The organism is Herbaspirillum rubrisubalbicans (assembly GCF_003719195.1).
Taxonomy (GTDB): Bacteria; Pseudomonadota; Gammaproteobacteria; order Burkholderiales; family Burkholderiaceae_D; genus Herbaspirillum; species Herbaspirillum rubrisubalbicans.
Genome location: NZ_CP024996.1, coordinates 644417 through 661419, shown reverse-complemented (window position 1 = coordinate 661419; position 17003 = coordinate 644417). Strand labels below are relative to the sequence as shown.

The following is a 17003-nucleotide window of genomic DNA, read 5'->3' as shown; positions in this document are numbered from 1 at the left end:
TCGTCCACATCGATCCCGCGGCTCAGGCCGATCTGGCGGGCAGATCAGTCGATTAATTCATCTCCATCGTAAAAAGGATAGGGCCCATCGAATTGACCGATGAAGGCCGTATGGCTGACCAGGCTGCTGGTGGCCGCATCCCACCAATGCAACTGGTAACCGGGTGGCTCCATGACGAAGCAGGACGGCGCCTGCGGGTCCAGGTCCAGCTGCACCTGGTGCGATACCCCCGGGCAGGTGCTGGCCAGCGTGCCGCCAAAGCGCCGCTGGATGGAGCGGTGCAGGTGACCGCACAGGATGCGCTCGACCTGCGGATGCTTGCGCACCACCGCCTCCAGCGCCGCTGGATTGGCCAGGCCCATGTCATCCATGTGACCGATGCCGGTGGTAAAGGGGGGATGGTGCATGGCGACCACGGTGGGACGCTGCGGCTGCTGCGCCAATACCTCATCGAGCCACAGCAGGCTGGCCGCTGACAACTCGCCGCCGCTGGCGCGCGGGATCACGCTATCGAGCGCGATGAGGCGCACCGGATAATCCTCGATCACGTATTCGATACGCTCGCCCCCTTGCTGCAGGTAGGCATGTTCCGGGAAGGCTGCGCGCAAGGCATTACGCTCATCGTGATTGCCCGGCAGCAGGTAGTAAGGCATGGTCAGCGGCGCCAGCAGTTCGCGCAGGCAGGCGTATTCGGATGGCTTGCCGAAGTCCACCAGGTCGCCGGTGATGATGAGCACGTCGGGGCGCTGCTTCAAGGAGTTGACCTGCGCCACGCAACGACGCAGGCTCTCGGCGGTATCCACCACGCGATAGGATTTCTTGCCATCGGTCTTGATGTGCAGGTCGGAAATCTGTCCCAGTATCATGCGTTCTCCTTCTCGGCGCGCGGCGCCAGCTTGACCAGGGCCTCGGCCGAGACCCGGATGCCGATCTGCTGACCCGCCTGCCACCAGCCGCGGCGGCTGGTCTCGGCGATGACCGGTCGCTCCACGCCGATCTCGATTTCAAAACGGGTGCGGTCACCCAGGAAAAAGGTATTGATCAACTTGCCGCGCACGCATTGCGCATCGGCCTCGGTGATGTCCACCACCTCGACATCCTCGGGACGGAACATGGCGCAGGCCGGCTGGCCTTGCAATGCTGCATCCAGCGTATCGACCAGCGGCAGGCTGCCGGTGGGCAACAGCAGACGATCACCCGAGACGATGCCATGCACGCGATTCATCGCGCCGATGAAATCGGCCACGAACTCATTGGCCGGATGATAGTAGATCTCTTGCGGCGTGCCGATCTGCGAAATCTTGCCACGCTCCATGACCACGATGCGATCACCCAACGCCATCGCCTCGCCCTGGTCGTGGGTGACATAGATGGCGGTAATGCCCAGGCTACGCAAGAGCTTGTTGAGGTCGCTGCGCACCGCTTCGCGCAGCTTGGCGTCCAGCGCCGTCAAGGGTTCATCCAGCAGCAGCACGCGCGGCTCCATGGCCAGTGCGCGCGCCAGTGCCACGCGCTGCTTCTGACCGCCCGAGAGCTGGTCCACGCGACGATGCGACAGGCCCTGCAGATGCACCATCTCCAACAGACTCTCAACCCGCTCGGCACGTTCGGCCGCCGGGATCTTGCGGATCTTCATGCCATAGGCGATGTTCTCGCCCACGCTCATGTTGGGGAACAACGCATAGTTCTGGAACACCATGCCCACCCCGCGCTTTTCGATGGGCAGCGCGGTCACGTCTTCGTCGCCGAAGAACACGCGCCCGCCCATGTCGGGGAATTCGAGACCGGCGATCATGCGCAGCGTGGTGGTCTTGCCACAGCCCGAGGGGCCCAGCAGGACCAGGGTTTCACCGGGATGGATGTCCAGGTCCAGGGGCTGCAGGGCGCGCGTGCCATTGGCAAAGGACTTGGCGCATTGTTGCAGGCGGATGGAAACGGCTTGTTGGTTCGACTTCATAGACTGACTTTCTTGCGTGTTGCCTGGGTTACCCACTGCATACCGATGAGGAGCGGGATGATCATGAAAAAGAAGATCAGCGTATAGGCCGATCCCACCTCCAGCCGCATCGATGCATAGGCATCGGCCAGGCCCACCGGCAAGGTCTGGGTCAGCGGTGTGTGCAGCATCCAGGTGATGTTGAATTCGCCGATCGACAGCGTCACCACCATCAGCGCACCGGCCAAAATACCCGAGGCGCAATTGGGAATGACGATACCGAAGAAACGCCGCATCCGTCCGGCGCCGAGGCTGGCGGCAGCCTCTTCCAATTGGGCCAGTTGCGAAGACTGCATCACCGCCAGTACCGGACGCACCATGAAGGGCAGCGTGAAGATCACATGACCCACCAGGATGAAGAGGATGCTGGCGCGAAAATCACGCCACTGACCATAGGCCATGATCAGCGCCAGCGCCGTGGCCAGGCCCGGCACGGCCACCGGCATCATCAGCAATTCCTCGATCACGCGCGCCAGGCGGCTGTGACCACCGCGATAGCGCGCCAGCATGTAGGCCAGCGGCACCCCGGCCACCAGCGTCACCACCAGGCAAGCCAGGGCGATGATGAGCGAACGCCAGATGGTCGGCTGGTACATATCCCACACCTGGGCCACCCAGCGCAGCGTGAGTCCACTAGACAAGCCGACGAAGAAATTCTCGGTCACGCCGGCCAGCATCGACAGCACCACCGGCACCACCAGGAAGGCGCACACCAGCAGCGTGAAGGCCAGTTGCACATAAAAACGGAAACGATTCTGCATGAGCTGCTCCTTATGCCGCCGCCGCGACACCGCTGCCAGTGAGCGAGCGCGCCAGTGCCAGCATGGCCCAGGTGATCACCCCCAGCACGATGGACAGCGAAGCGGCCGTGGCAAAGTTGGCGTAGCCGGTGAATTCGTTATAGATGGTCATGGGCAGCACATCGATATTGGCCGCCAGCGTGAAAGCAGTACCGAAGGCACCCACACTGGTGGCAAAGCAGATCGCGCCCGATGAGATCAAGGCCGGCAGCAAGGCGGGCAACACCACGTGCAGCAACACCTGCCAGGGGCGCGCACCGAGCGAACGGGCGGCCTCTTCCAGCGAGGGATCGAGCTTCTCGGCTGCGGCCACCACGGTCAAGATCACGCGCGGAATCGAGAAATACAGGTACCCCAAAAACAGCCCCGCCAGCGAATACGCAAACACCAGCGATTCACCGAAGAGCCAGTTGCTCAAGGCGCCGATCAAGCCCTGGCGCCCGGCCAGCATGATGACCATGAAGCCGACCACCACGCCGGGGAATGCCAGCGGGAAGGTCAGCATGGCCAGCAACAACGACTGACCAGGAAAACGATGACGTTGCAGGAACAAGCCAACGAAGACCGAGATGGCCAGGGTCGCTGCGGTGACCACCGCCGACAGCACCAGGGTGGAGACCAGGCTGGCAAAGTAATGGCGGTTGGTCAGCACCGACAGGTAGGCCATGGCCCCCTCCGGGCCGGACGCGCCCACCCCCACCAGCCGCACCATGGGCAGCAGCCAGAAGGCGCAGAACAGCGTCAGCCCCGGCACGGCGAAACACAGCCACACGCCATTGCCGGCCGCACGCGGACGGGGATTGGCCGGCTGCTTTGGCGGCGCGGCCGGACTGGCAGTGGAAATCACGGTTTTCATGCTTGCTCCTGCGGCCTGCATTTAGCGAACTTCCGCCAGGTAGCGCTCGCCGAACTTGCGCTGGACTTCGGCCATCTTGCCGTAATCGACCGACTTGGCACGGGCGTATTCGGTAGCCGGCAGGAAGCGCGACTCAGCTTCCTTGGACATGGCCGAGGCACGCACCGGACGCAGATAGGCATTGGCCCAGATGGCCTGGCCCTGGTCGGACAGCAGGAAGTCCAGCACCTTCTTGGCTTCGGCCTGGTGCGGGGCATTCTTCACCAGCGACACCACGTAGGGCACGGTGACGGTACCTTCGCTGGGGATCACGAAGGCCACGTTGGCGTGGTCCTTGTACTTGGCGCGATAGGCGTCGAAGTCATAGCCCAGCAGGATGGGGATTTCACCCGAGATCAGACGGGCGTAGGAAGTCTGCTTGGGGACGATGGGCTGGTTCTTCTGCAGGTTCTTGAAGTAGGTGATGGCCGGCGAGAAATCATCCAGCGTACCACCCAGTGCCTGGTTGATCGCCACCGCGCCGACATAGCCGACGAAGGCCGAGGCCGGGTCCAGGTAACCGATCAAGCCCTTGTATTCCGGCTTTTGCAGGTCAGCCCAGGACTTGGGAACCGGCTTACCCTTCAAGGCATCGACGTTGACCATGATGCCCATGGTGCCGGAGTGGATGGTGAACCAGTAACCGTCCGGGTCCTTCAGACCATTTGGAATATCGTTCCAGTGCGCCGGCTTGTAGGCGGCCACCAGATCCTTGTTCTTGGCTTCGATACCGAAGGACACGCCGAGATAGGTGAAGTCAGCCACCGGGCTGGCCTTCTCGGCAGTCAACTGGGCCAGGGCCTGGCCACTGTTCTTGTTGTCGGGCGGCACGGTGATGCCGGTCTTGTCCTTGATCGCCTTGATCTGGGCGGCCCAGTCAGCCCACTCCGGCGGGCAGTTGTAGCAGATCGCGGTTTGGGCCGATGCGGCCAGGGAAGCCGACAGCAACAGTGCGCCGGCAGCGGTTTGAATAACACGTTTCAGGAACATGTCAGATCCTTTCCAATAGGTTGAATAACACAGGGACGACAAACGATAGAGGACAGATGTCAAAGGACAGATGTCAAACGACAGACATCAGGAATCAGGAACATCCGCGACGTAAAAAAAAGACACCCACTACAAACTCGAAGACGACACCGCCGCCACCGATCCACCCTGGCGCAACACATGCGGCAGGATGTGACGCACCTCGGCGGCGGCAGCCACCGGAGCGGCGCCCTCGACATCGGCCACCGCCGGCACGGCGCGCTCGATGGCATCGACCAAGGTACGCAGAGCCACCTCGCCGATCTGTTCCGAGGGCTGGACCACGCTGGCCAGCACCGGCTGCACCAGGGCGCCGACCGGAATGCCGTCGAAGCCCATCACCGAGATATCGCCCGGCACCTGCAATCCCAGCGCGCGCAAATCGCGCATGGCGCTCAAGGCCAACAGGTCGTTGGAGCAGAACAAGGCCGTGGGGCGCTGCTGCGGATCGGCCATCATCTGCTGGTAGTCGGCGGCGGCGGTGAGGGTGTGGCGCTCTACCTCAATGGCCGGCAGCGGCGCCAGGCCGGCCGCGCGCATGGCGTCGAGGTAGCCGTAATAGCGTTGCATGGCGCGGTCGGAGGCGGTGAAGCGGCCCGAGAGCATCTGGATGCGGCGATGTCCCAGCCCGATCAGGTAGGCCACCGCGTCACAGGCGGCGGCGCGGTTATCGACCGAGACCGAGGCGCGATGCGCCACCGTCTCCACGCCCGCCAACTGGTTGTAGGTCAGCACGAAGGGAATGCGCTCGCGCTCCAGCAAGTCCAGCGTGGCATTTGCGCCGGCATCGGCCACCGTCAGGATCACCCCGTCCACCCGATGGCCCAGCAGCAGCTCGACGGCGGCCGACTCCTCTTCCGGCAGGTATTCGGTGGTGGTGAACATGACCGAGTAATCCAGCGCCCGGGCGGCCAGCTCTATGCCTTGCAGGCACTGGGCGAACACCGTGTTGGACAAGGTGGGCAGCACCACGCCCACGGTGCGCGAGTTGCCGGCACGCAGGTTGCGGCCGGTGAAATTGGGACGAAAACCCAGCTCGGCGATGCTGCGATGGATCTTCTCGGCCGTCTCCGCGCTCACCGAGCCGGGCTTGTTGAGCAGGCGGGAAACAGTGGCAATGGAGACGCCAGCCAGATGGGCAACTTGTTTGATGGAGGGACGCACGGCGGTACCGGGGGCAAATGAAAACGATTTCATGATGCCGCCGGATTATTACGCCCTCATGACCATGCCGGGGGTGTGGATATGAAGCAAAACGCCCGGGAGGGCTGGCTTGCCGCTCTTTAGACGCAAGCACAGTTGGGTGCCAAATTCATCTACTAAGCAATAAAAAATTGCTTTTTCACAATTTTTCGAGATTTTACAAGAATACTTTCGAGAAACATCCACTCGATCGCTGTCAATGGTTTCATATGCAAGGCCGGCCAGCAGCGCTGGTCAGCCACACGACTCCAGCCCATCGCCCCCCCAAAAAAAATGGGCCGGAAAAGTGTAGCTGCTATCCCTGTCGCCGCCCTGCTCAGGCGCAGGGATCTTTGCCCGCCTCTTCACGGAGGCGGGCTTTTTTTTGCATTGCCGGGGACGGGGCTGGGCATCGGCCGAACAGGATGCGGCCCGGAATGCCGCGCCAGGGTGGCGAGCCGGTATAATGCAGGGTTTCCGATTGCATTCCCTTCCCAACCGAATTCCATCCGTATCAGCCGTCATGCAAGATAAATACAGCCCAGCCGAAGTCGAACAGTCCGCACAGCAGCACTGGAACGCCATCGACGCCTACAAGACCGTCGAAAACGCCCGTGACAAGGAAGGTCGCGACAAGAAGAAGTTCTACGCCTGTTCGATGCTGCCCTATCCCTCCGGCAAGCTGCACATGGGCCACGTGCGCAACTACACCATCAACGATGTGATGTACCGCTACCTGCGCATGAACGGTTACAACGTCCTGATGCCCATGGGCTGGGACGCCTTCGGCATGCCCGCCGAAAACGCCGCCATGGCCAATGGCGTGCCGCCGGCGCAGTGGACTTATTCCAATATCGAATATATGAAGTCGCAGATGCAGTCCATGGGCTTGGCCATCGACTGGTCGCGCGAGATGACCGCCTGCCGTCCCGAGTATTACAAGTGGAACCAGTGGATGTTCCTGAAGATGCTGGAGAAGGGCATCATCTACAAGAAGACCGGCACCGTGAACTGGGACCCGATCGACCAGACCGTGCTGGCCAACGAGCAGGTCATCGATGGTCGTGGCTGGCGCTCGGGCGCCGTGATCGAAAAGCGCGAGATCCCGATGTACTACGCCAAGATCACCGACTACGCCGACGAGCTGCTGGAACACGTCGAGACCAAGCTGCCCGGCTGGCCCGAGCGCGTGCGCCTGATGCAGGCCAACTGGATCGGCAAGTCCACCGGCGTGCGCTTCGCCTTCCCGCACCAGATCAAGGGTGCGGACGGCCAACTGATCAACGACGGCAAGCTGTTCGTCTTCACCACCCGCGCCGACACCATCATGGGCGTGACCTTCTGCGCCGTGGCCCCGGAACACCCGCTGGCCACGCTCGCCGCAGAAAACAACCCGGCCCTGCAAGCCTTCATCGCCGAGTGCAAGCAAGGCAGCGTGATCGAAGCCGACATGGCGACGATGGAAAAGAAGGGCATGCCCACGGGCCTGTACGTGACCCATCCGCTGACCGGCGACCAGGTCGAGGTGTGGATCGGCAACTATGTGCTGATCACCTACGGCGACGGCGCCGTCATGGGCGTGCCGGCACACGACGAACGCGACTTCGCCTTCGCCCGCAAATACAATCTGCCGATCAAGCAGGTCATCGCCGTGGAAGGCAAGACCTACTCCACCGAGGCCTGGGAAGAATGGTACGGCGACAAGGAATCCGGCAAGACCATCGCTTCGGGCAAGTACGATGGCCTGGGCTACCAGGCCGCCGTCGATGCGGTGGCCGCCGATCTGGCCGCACAGGGCCTGGGCGAAAAGAAGGTGACCTTCCGCCTGCGCGACTGGGGCATCTCACGCCAGCGCTACTGGGGCACGCCGATTCCCATCATCCACTGCCCGGATTGCGGCGACGTTCCCGTGCCCGAGCAAGACCTGCCGGTGGTGCTGCCGGAAGACTGCGTGCCGGACGGCAGCGGCAATCCGTTGAACAAGCACGAACAATTCCTCAAGGTCGATTGCCCCAAGTGCGGCAAGCCGGCCCGTCGTGAAACCGACACCATGGACACCTTCGTCGATTCGTCCTGGTACTACATGCGCTATACCTCGCCGGGCAGCAACGATGCCATGGTGGACGCCCGCAATGATTACTGGATGCCCATGGACCAGTACATCGGCGGCATCGAACACGCCGTGCTGCACCTGCTGTATGCGCGCTTCTGGACCAAGGTCATGCGCGACTTCGGTCTGGTCAAGTTCGACGAACCCTTCACCAATCTGCTCACGCAAGGCATGGTCTTGAACGAGACCTACTATCGCGAAGACGCCGCCGGCAAGAAGACCTGGTACAACCCGGCCGACGTCGACCTGTCCTTCGACGACAAGGGCCGCCCGGTCTCGGCCGTGTTGAAAGAAGACGGCCAGCCGGTGATGATCGGCGGTACCGAGAAGATGTCCAAGTCCAAGAACAACGGCATCGACCCGCAAGCGCAGATCGACCAGTACGGCGCCGACACGGCCCGTCTGTTCACCATGTTCGCTTCGCCCCCGGAACAGACCCTGGAATGGTCCGGCGCCGGTGTCGAAGGCGCCAACCGCTTCCTGCGCCGCGTCTGGACGTTCGGCTACAACAACGCCGCGCGCATTACCGCTGCAGGTGCCATCGATGCGGCCCAGCTCGACGATGGCTTGAAGACCCTGCGCCGCGAAGTACACAAGGTCTTGCAACAAGCCGACAACGACTTCAAGCGTATCCAGTACAACACCGTGGTCTCGGCCTGCATGAAGATGCTCAACACGCTGGAAGCGGCCAAGCCGGCTGCCGGCGCGGCCGGTGATGCAGTGCTCGCCGAGTGCTTCTCGATCTTCCTGCGCGTCTTGAACCCGGTCGCCCCACACATCACCCACGTGCTGTGGCAGCAACTGGGCTATGCCGGCACGCACGGCGACATCCTTGATGCCGCCTGGCCGCAGGTCGATGCCGCCGCGCTGGAGCAGAGCGAAATCAAGCTGGTGGTGCAGGTCAATGGCAAGCTGCGCGGCGAAGTCACGGTTCCCAAGGAGGCCGACAAGGCCACCATCGAAGCGGCAGCCCTGACCAACGAAGACGTCAAGAAATTCCTGACCGGCGCACCGAAGAAAGTGATCGTGGTGCCGGGCAAGCTGGTCAACATCGTTGCCTGATCCGGCCCAACTTTAACGACGGAACTCCATGCGCGCTCAACTCCAAATCAAGCGTTTCTCGCAATGGCTGCTGCTGGTGGCCGCAGCCGTGGTGCTCACGGCCTGCGGCTTCCATCTGCGCGGCGCGGTCGACCTGCCCTTCAAGACCATCTACCTGGGCTTCGGGCCCAATTCGCCGGTAGGCGTGGAACTGAAGCGCAACCTCGAAGCCAGCGGCGCCAAGGTACTCAGAGATCCCAAGGAAGCGGAAGTCAACCTGAAGGTGCTGGCCGACACCCGCGACCGCCAGGTGCTGACCTTGAACACCGACGGCCGCGTGCGTGAATATGCACTGTTCCAGCGCTTCACCTTCTCGGTCACCGATGCCAAGGGTGTGATCGTGATCCCGCCCACGGCCATCACCCTGCGCCGCGTCATCACCTATGACGAAAACCAGGAACTGGCCAAGCAAGCCGAAGAAGTGCTGCTCTATCGTGACATGCAGTCCGACCTGGTGCAGCAGATCCTGCGCCGCCTGTCGGCCTCCAAGAACGCCATCCACAACGAAAAGGCTGCGGCCGATTCGGATTCCTGATCGGCGCACCCGGACTGCCATGCAACTGCGCCACGACTCTCTGGACGCCCATCTCGGCAAATCGCTGGCACCACTGTACGTGATCGCCAGCGATGAGCACCTGCTGGCGCTGGAGGCTGCCGACAAGATCCGCCGCAGTGCTCGTGCCCAAGGCTATACCGAGCGCGAAGTGCTGGTGGTGGAGCGCAGCTTCAAGTGGGGCGAACTGCTGGCAGCCAACCAGTCGCAATCGCTGTTCGGCGACAAGAAGCTCATCGAACTGCGCATCCCCGCCGGCAAGCCAGGCAAGGATGGCGGCCAGGCGCTGCAGGATTACGCGGCCAATCTTTCACCCGACAATCTCACCATCATCAGCCTGCCCAAACTGGACTGGGCCACGCAAAAGGCGGCCTGGGTCGGCGCGCTGCAACAGGCTGCGGTCTATATCGACATCCCGCTGGTGGAGCGCGCCCAGTTGCCGGGCTGGATCGGCAACCGGCTGGCCGCCCAGCAGCAGAGCGCCGAGCGGCCCTGCCTGGACTTCATCGCCGATCGCGTGGAAGGCAACCTGCTGGCCGCGCACCAGGAAATCCAGAAGCTGGCCCTGCTCTATCCGGCCGGGCAACTCAGTTTCGAGCAGGTGCAGGATGCGGTCCTGAACGTGGCCCGCTACGATGTCTTCAAGCTCAACGAAGCCATGCTCTCCGGCGACATCGCACGCCTGACGCGCATGATGGAAGGCTTGAAGGGGGAAGGCGAAGCGCTGCCGCTGGTGCTGTGGGCTGTCACCGAAGAAATCCGCACTTTGCTCAAGCTGAAGTCCGGCATGGCCCAGGGCAAACCCGTGGGCGCCTTGCTCAAGGAATACCGCATCTGGGGCCCGCGCGAGCGGCTGATGGAACCGGCCCTGCGCCGCATCAACCTGGCCACGCTGGAACAGGCCTTGCAGGAGGCGGCCCTGGTGGACCGCATGGTCAAGGGCCTGCGTGCCCGCGCCTTTGCTGGCGACCCATGGGACGCCTTGCTGCAATTGGGCCTGAAACTGGCACGCGGACGCTGACCAGCACCGAGAACCCACATCGATATCGAACCCGACGCGCTCATTGACCGCGCCAAGCAGGAACCCGAATGGAAAACATCGAACTCTACATGAACCGCATCGGCCAACAGGCCCGTGCCGCCTCGCGCGCCATGGCCCGTGCCGATACCGCCTCCAAGAACCAGGCCCTGCTGCTGATTGCCGCCGCCATCCGGCGCGACGCCGAGCTGCTGCGTGCGGCCAATGCGCTGGACCTCGATGCGGCCCGCGCCAATGGCCTGGCCGAAGCCATGCTGGACCGCCTCACGCTGTCGGACAAGGCCATCGCCACCATGGCCGAAGGCCTGGAGCAGATCGCCTCCCTGCCCGATCCCATCGGCGAGATCAGCAACATGAAGTACCGCCCCACCGGCATTCAGGTCGGCCAGATGCGTGTGCCACTGGGCGTGATCGGCATCATCTACGAAGCCCGCCCCAACGTGACGGTGGATGCTGCCGGCCTGTGCATCAAGAGTGGCAACGCTACCATCCTGCGCGGTGGTTCCGAAGCCATCCATTGCAACCAGGCCCTGGCCAAGCTGGTCAAGGAAGGCCTGGCCGGTGCCGGCCTGCCTGAGGAAGCAGTGCAAGTGGTCGAGACCACCGACCGTGCCGCCGTGGGTGCGCTCATCACCATGCAGGAGTACGTGGACGTGATCGTGCCGCGCGGCGGCAAGGGCTTGATCGAGCGCCTGATGAAGGAAGCCAAGGTGCCGATGATCAAGCACCTCGACGGCATCTGCCATGTCTACATCGATGACCGTGCCGACACCCGCAAGGCGCTGGACGTGGCCTTCAACGCCAAGTGCCATCGCTACGGCACCTGCAACACCATGGAAACCCTGCTGGTCTCGCGCAACATTGCCGCGGCCATACTGCCACCGCTGTCCGAGCTGTATCGCGTCAAGGAAGTGGAATTGCGCTGCGACGCCGAAGCCGCCGAGATCCTGGCCGACTACCCGTTCCTGAAGGCGGCCACCGACGAAGACTGGGACACCGAATACCTGGCCCCGATCCTGGCCGTGAAGGTGGTGGCCGACGTCGAAGAAGCCATCGAGCACATCAATCGTCACTCTTCCCAGCACACCGACAGCATCGTCACCGAGGACTACACCCGCGCCATGCGCTTCCTGCGCGAAGTCGATTCGGCCTCGGTCATGGTCAATGCCTCCACCCGCTTTGCCGATGGTTTTGAATATGGCCTCGGGGCGGAAATCGGCATCTCCAACGACAAGCTGCACGCGCGCGGCCCGGTGGGGCTGGAAGGCTTGACCTCGCTGAAGTATGTGGTGCTGGGCCAGGGGCAAGTGCGTCAATAAATCTCTGAGCACCCGTCAGCGCCAACGTCACATCAACCTCATCGACAAGGACCGTCATGCTCTGGATCAAAGCCCTGCACATCGTCTTCATCGCCTCCTGGTTCGCCGGTCTGTTCTACCTGCCGCGCATCTTCGTGAACCTGGCGCAGGAAACCGACCTGGTCGCCCGTGAGCGCCTGCTGGGCATGGCGCGCCGGCTGTATCGCTTCACCGGCATGATCTCGCTGGTGGCGCTGGCGCTGGGCGTGTGGCTGCTGGTCATCACCTGGCAGTTCTGGAAGGGGCCGGGCAACGGCTGGCTGCACGCCAAGCTGTTGCTGGTGGTACTGGTGATCGGCTACCAGCACGCCTGCGGCTCCCTGCTCAAGAAATTCGAGCACGGCAAGAACACCCGCAGCCACCTCTGGTTCCGCTGGTTCAACGAAGTGCCGGTGCTGCTGATGCTGGCCATCGTGATCCTGGTGGTCGTCAAGCCATTCTGATTGCTGTATCCACGCACGATTCCCCACACCCTCATCCATTCCGGAGCCGGTCATGAGCAAAGTCTGTGAGTACTTCTTCGCGCCACATTCCCCCTTCGCCTACCTGGGCCACGAGCGTTTCGTCGCCCTCGCCGAAAAATACCAGGTGCAGATCCTGCCCAAGCCCTTCGACCTGTCCAAGATCTTCGGTGTCTCGGGCGGCCTGCCGCTGGCCAAACGCGCACCGCAACGCCAAGCCTATCGCTTGAAGGAACTGGCGCGCTGGAGCGAATTCCTGGGTAAACCCATGGTGTTGCAGCCGACCTATTTCCCGGTCAACAGCGACACCGCGGCGCGCCTGATCATCGCCACCCAGCTGGCCCACGGCACCGCCGCCGCGCTGCGCCTGACCGGCGCCATCATGCGCGCAGTGTGGGAAGAACAGAGGAACATCGCCGATACCGATACCCTGGTGGCCATCGCCAACGCGCTGGAGCACGATGGCGCGGCGCTGCTGAAGTCGGCCGAGACCGCCAGCGTGCAGGCCGAATTCGACCGCTTCACCGATGAAGCCAATGCCGCCAGCGTCTTTGGCGCACCGTGGTACATCTACCAGGGTGAAGGCTACTGGGGCCAGGATCGCCTGGACTTCGTCGAGCGCGCCTTCGCCAAAGGCTGACGCGGCCAGCGTACAATGACGCCGGACTGCGCCCTTGCAGTCCGGCGTTTTCATTTCTGAAACCCTGTTTTCCAACGGATAAAAGGTACTCCCATGCAATCCCCCGACACTCACTACTCTTACTTCTGCCCCTGCCCGCGCGGCCTGGAGGTGGCCCTGGCCGAGGAACTCAACGAGATCGCCCAGCACGCCGGCACCGCCGCCAACCTCAAGGTGCACAACCAGGTGCCCGGTGGCGTGCATTGCTCCGGTACGCTCCTGGCGGCCTACCAGATGAACCTGCACTCGCGCATCGCCAGCCGCGTCCTCTTGCGCATGGGCCATGGTTCCTACAAGAACGAAAACGACATCTACGACCTCACCCTGGCACAAGCCTGGGAAGACTGGTTCAAGGTCTCGCACACCATCCGCGTGGACCTGACCGCCGTGAAGTCGCCCTTGCGCAGCCTGGAATTCACCACGCTCAAGATCAAGGATGCCATCTGTGACCGCTTCCTCGACCAGTTCAAGCTGCGTCCCTCGGTCAACACCCGCACCCCCGACATGCGCATCGCCGGCTTCGTCGATGCCCACAATTTCACGGTCTACCTGGATACCTCGGGCGAGGCTCTGTTCAAGCGCGGCTGGCGTGAAGAAACCGGTGACGCGCCGCTGCGCGAAAACCTGGCCGCAGGCCTGTTGCGCACCGCCGGCTGGAAGCCGGGCGTGCCGCTGTTCGATCCCATGTGCGGTTCCGGCACCATCCTGGCCGAGGCTGCGCAAATCATCGCCGGCGTGCCGCCGGGTGCGCGCCGTCGCTTTGCCTTCGAGAAGTTCAGCAACTTCGATGCCGATGCCTGGTTCGGCATCAAGGGAGACTTCAAGCCCAATCCGATCCCGACCACCCCCACGCTCTTCGGCAGCGATATCTCCGGCGACATGGTAGAACTGACCCGCAAGAACCTGCTGCGCGCAGGCGTGCATTTCGAAGTGCCCTTGAAGCAGATCGAGGCGCAGGAAATCAAGCCGCCACTGGACGCCGAAGGCCAGCCGCTGGTCGGCATCATCCTCTCCAACCCGCCTTACGGCGAACGGATCGGCGTGCGTGGTGATCGCGCCCTGCCTACCGAGGAATTGTTTACGCAATTCTTCAGCGCCTTCTCCAGCACCTTGAAGCAACGCTTTGCCGGCTGGCGCGTGTTCCTGTTCTCGGCCGACCTCGGCCTGCCCAAGCTGATGCGCCTGAAGGAGTCGCGCAAGACGCCGTTCTTCAATGGCGCACTGGAGTGCCGCCTGTTCCGCTTCGACATGGTGGCCGGCTACAACCGCCGCGAGGAAGCCAAGCCGGTGTCGCGCAACAGCGAAGACTGATCGTTCTGGCATGGATGGATTGTCAACTTCTACAAGACAATCCTTCCCGCCGCGGCCGGTTTATCCGGCTCGCATTCTTCCCTACAGTGTGGACATGGCCAGCCTCGATGCACCCGCAAGCAAAAACGCGCAAGGGCTGACCTGCCTTCCTCCACTCCACACTTTCCGGGATCATCATGACCACCGTTACCGTCAACACCCGCGCCGACTACGCCGCCTTCCTGCTGCGCGTCACCATGGGCGTCTTCTTCCTGGTCCACGCCGGACTGAAAATCTTCGTCTTCACCCCGGCTGGCACGGTCGGCTTCTTCGCCTCGCTGGGTGTGCCCGGCTGGTTCGCCTATCCGGTCATGGCACTGGAAGTGGTGGGTGGCCTCGCGCTGGTACTGGGCTACTATGGCCGCTGGCTGGCCCTGCCCCTGGCGGCGGACCTGCTGGGCGCCATCGTGTTGGTGCATGGCAAGGCCGGCTTCTTCTTCACCAATCCCAAGGGCGGCTGGGAATACCTGGCGCTGTGGATCGTCGGCCTGATTGCCGTGTTCCTGCTGGGCGATGGCGCCTTTGCCATGAAGCGTGAAGAGCCACGCTGATAATAAAGCTCTGACATCAGAGCTCTGACCACGCAAGCAGCCGGGCCATGCGCCCGGTCTCGATGTTTTGGATAATTCGTTTTTGCAAGGAAAGCATCATGTCTACCAGCTCCGATAGCCTCCATCTGCCCTCGTTGTTCGTCTCGCACGGCTCGCCCATGCTGGCCGTGGAACCCGGCCGCACCGGTCCGCTGCTGGCCGGCATCGGCGCGGCGCTGCCACGCCCGCGCGGCATCGTGGTGATGTCGCCGCATTGGGAGACGTTCACCCCGCGCGTGGGCAGCCAGGCCCAGCCGCGGGTGATCCATGACTTCGGTGGTTTCCCGCCTGCTCTGTATGAACTGGACTATCCCGCCCCTGGTGCGCCGGCCCTGGCCGAACACGTGGCGCAGCGTCTGCGCGATGGCGGTCTGCCGGCCCATACCGATGGCGGTTGGGGACTGGACCACGGCGCCTGGGTGCCGCTGCGCTACCTGTATCCCCAGGCCGATGTGCCGGTGATCCAGTTGTCACTGCAATCGCAGCAGCCACCGGCCTATCACTTCCAGGTCGGGCAGTTGCTCGCACCGCTGGCCAGGGAAGGCATCCTCTTAATCGGTTCGGGCAGTTTCACCCACAACCTGCGCGAGCTGCGCCGCACTGACAGCGCGGGCAGCGATGCGCCACATGCGCTCGAATTCCTGCAATGGTTCTTGGACCGGATGCAGGCCGGCGACCTGCAAGCCCTGTTCGGCTACCGGACCACCGCCCCGCACGCGGTGCGCACCCACCCCAGCGATGAGCATTTGTTGAGTCTGTTCTTCGCCATGGGCGCGGCCGATGACTGGACCCGGCTGGTACACCTGGACAGCGGTTCGACGTATCATAGCCTGCGCATGGATGCCTTCGCCTTCGGCACCGCCTCCAGCCTGCTGGCACAACTACCGGCAGCCGCCTGAGCCGCCGTCTTCCCGCGATGCGCCAGCGCGGCGCCATCTCGGGGGGAAACGATTTGAACAAACTGCGCGAAATCGAATGCTTCATCGCCGTGGCCGACCTCGGCAGCTTCGTCAAGGCCGCCGATGCGCTGGGCATTTCCAAGGCAGCGGTCTCGCGCACGGTGCTGGAACTGGAAGCCCGCCTCGGTTCACGCCTGATGCAAAGAACCACGCGGCGACTATCCCTCACCGAAGCCGGCGCGCTCTACCTGGAGCGCTGCAAGCAGATCGTCGCAGCCCTGGAAGAAGCCGACGACCTGCTGGCCGCAGGCAGCACCAAACCCACCGGCCTGTTGCGCATCAATGCCCCGCTCACCTTCGGCGTGCTGCACCTGGCACCGCTGTGGCCGATGTTCCTGGAGCGCTATCCAGAGGTCGAGCTGGACATCACCTTGTCGGACCGCATCATCGACATCATCGATGAAGGCTACGACCTGGCCATCCGCATCGCCCGCCTGTCGGATTCGACGCTGGTGCATCGCAAGCTCACCAGCACCAGTCTGCCGATCTGCGCCTCGCCCGCTTACCTGGAAAAACACGGCACGCCGCGCCATCCGCACGAACTGGCACAGCACCAGATCATCAGCTACAGCTATAACCACGGCAAGGATGAATGGCAATTCAACGGCCCCGAGGGACCGGTCAGCGTGCGGGTCAACGCGCGGATGCATGTCAATAATGGCGATAGCTGCGTGCAGGCAGCATTGGGTGGCATCGGTATCACGCGCCAGCCGACTTTCATGATCGACCAGTACCTGCGCAGCGGCCAACTGGTTCCCCTGCTCACTGACTTCCCCGCGCCCGACCTGGGCATCTATGCCGTCTATCCCAGTCGTGCCCATCTGCCGGCCAAGGTCAGGGCCATGCTGGATTTCCTGGCCGACGCCTTCGCCCAGGTGCACTGGAGCGATTGACTGCGCAC

General features: G+C 63.0%; 16 protein-coding genes. 10 read left to right on the top strand and 6 right to left on the bottom strand.

Translation table 11 applies throughout. From position 1 onward, the window contains the following. Positions 1 to 44: 44 nt before the first annotated feature. The 6 genes from RC54_RS02965 to RC54_RS02940 all read right to left on the bottom strand — a co-directional run bounded on the left by RC54_RS02965 (position 45) and on the right by RC54_RS02940 (position 5884). The gene (locus RC54_RS02965; RefSeq protein ID WP_044527868.1) at positions 45 to 866 is read right to left on the bottom strand and encodes a phosphodiesterase; all 822 of its coding nucleotides are present in this window, start codon (positions 864 to 866) and stop codon (positions 45 to 47) included. Then, on the bottom strand, positions 863 to 1957 hold the full coding sequence (locus RC54_RS02960; RefSeq protein ID WP_058894198.1) for an ABC transporter ATP-binding protein: 1095 nt from the start codon (positions 1955 to 1957) through the stop codon (positions 863 to 865). Before RC54_RS02960 ends, RC54_RS02965 begins: the two co-directional genes overlap by 4 nt. Further along, entirely contained in the window at positions 1954 to 2757 is an 804-nt protein-coding gene (locus RC54_RS02955; protein WP_058894197.1) for an ABC transporter permease, read from the bottom strand. Before RC54_RS02955 ends, RC54_RS02960 begins: the two co-directional genes overlap by 4 nt. A gap of 10 nt (positions 2758 to 2767) precedes the next feature. Next, positions 2768 to 3652, bottom strand: coding sequence for an ABC transporter permease (locus tag RC54_RS02950; RefSeq protein ID WP_058894196.1), 885 nt, complete (start codon positions 3650 to 3652; stop codon positions 2768 to 2770). Positions 3653 to 3673: 21 nt separating this feature from the next. Continuing rightward, a complete protein-coding gene (locus tag RC54_RS02945) occupies positions 3674 to 4681 on the bottom strand; it encodes an ABC transporter substrate-binding protein (protein WP_058894195.1) in 1008 nt (335 codons plus the stop codon). Positions 4682 to 4810: 129 nt separating this feature from the next. After that, positions 4811 to 5884: a LacI family DNA-binding transcriptional regulator gene (locus RC54_RS02940; protein WP_061789687.1), complete on the bottom strand. Its 1074-nt coding sequence runs from the start codon at positions 5882 to 5884 to the stop codon at positions 4811 to 4813. A gap of 541 nt (positions 5885 to 6425) precedes the next feature. On the opposite strand from RC54_RS02940, the gene leuS reads away from it, so the two are divergent. The 10 genes from leuS (at position 6426) to RC54_RS02890 (ending at position 16995) form a co-directional block, all read left to right on the top strand. After that, positions 6426 to 9074 carry a leucine--tRNA ligase gene (gene leuS, locus RC54_RS02935; RefSeq protein ID WP_061789662.1) on the top strand — a complete coding sequence of 883 codons (2649 nt, stop codon included), beginning with the start codon at positions 6426 to 6428 and terminating at the stop codon, positions 9072 to 9074. Between the two features lie 28 nt (positions 9075 to 9102). After that, positions 9103 to 9648 (top strand): LPS-assembly lipoprotein LptE, encoded by a 546-nt coding sequence (locus tag RC54_RS02930; protein ID WP_058894193.1) that lies wholly within the window; start codon positions 9103 to 9105, stop codon positions 9646 to 9648. Between the two features lie 19 nt (positions 9649 to 9667). Further along, on the top strand, positions 9668 to 10687 hold the full coding sequence (gene holA, locus RC54_RS02925) for a DNA polymerase III subunit delta (protein ID WP_061789661.1): 1020 nt from the start codon (positions 9668 to 9670) through the stop codon (positions 10685 to 10687). 68 nt (positions 10688 to 10755) lie between these two features. After that, positions 10756 to 12024: a glutamate-5-semialdehyde dehydrogenase gene (locus RC54_RS02920; protein WP_061789660.1), complete on the top strand. Its 1269-nt coding sequence runs from the start codon at positions 10756 to 10758 to the stop codon at positions 12022 to 12024. A gap of 56 nt (positions 12025 to 12080) precedes the next feature. Further along, the gene (locus tag RC54_RS02915) at positions 12081 to 12506 is read left to right on the top strand and encodes a CopD family protein (RefSeq protein WP_044527865.1); all 426 of its coding nucleotides are present in this window, start codon (positions 12081 to 12083) and stop codon (positions 12504 to 12506) included. 52 nt (positions 12507 to 12558) lie between these two features. Continuing rightward, positions 12559 to 13164 carry a 2-hydroxychromene-2-carboxylate isomerase gene (locus RC54_RS02910; protein ID WP_061789659.1) on the top strand — a complete coding sequence of 202 codons (606 nt, stop codon included), beginning with the start codon at positions 12559 to 12561 and terminating at the stop codon, positions 13162 to 13164. 93 nt (positions 13165 to 13257) lie between these two features. Continuing rightward, on the top strand, positions 13258 to 14514 hold the full coding sequence (locus tag RC54_RS02905) for a THUMP domain-containing class I SAM-dependent RNA methyltransferase (protein WP_061789658.1): 1257 nt from the start codon (positions 13258 to 13260) through the stop codon (positions 14512 to 14514). A 176-nt stretch (positions 14515 to 14690) separates the two neighbouring features. Then, positions 14691 to 15104 carry a DoxX family protein gene (locus tag RC54_RS02900; protein WP_058894188.1) on the top strand — a complete coding sequence of 138 codons (414 nt, stop codon included), beginning with the start codon at positions 14691 to 14693 and terminating at the stop codon, positions 15102 to 15104. Between the two features lie 98 nt (positions 15105 to 15202). After that, positions 15203 to 16042: a dioxygenase family protein gene (locus tag RC54_RS02895; protein WP_058894187.1), complete on the top strand. Its 840-nt coding sequence runs from the start codon at positions 15203 to 15205 to the stop codon at positions 16040 to 16042. A gap of 53 nt (positions 16043 to 16095) precedes the next feature. Continuing rightward, entirely contained in the window at positions 16096 to 16995 is a 900-nt protein-coding gene (locus RC54_RS02890) for a LysR family transcriptional regulator (protein WP_058897465.1), read from the top strand. Positions 16996 to 17003: the final 8 nt, after the last annotated feature.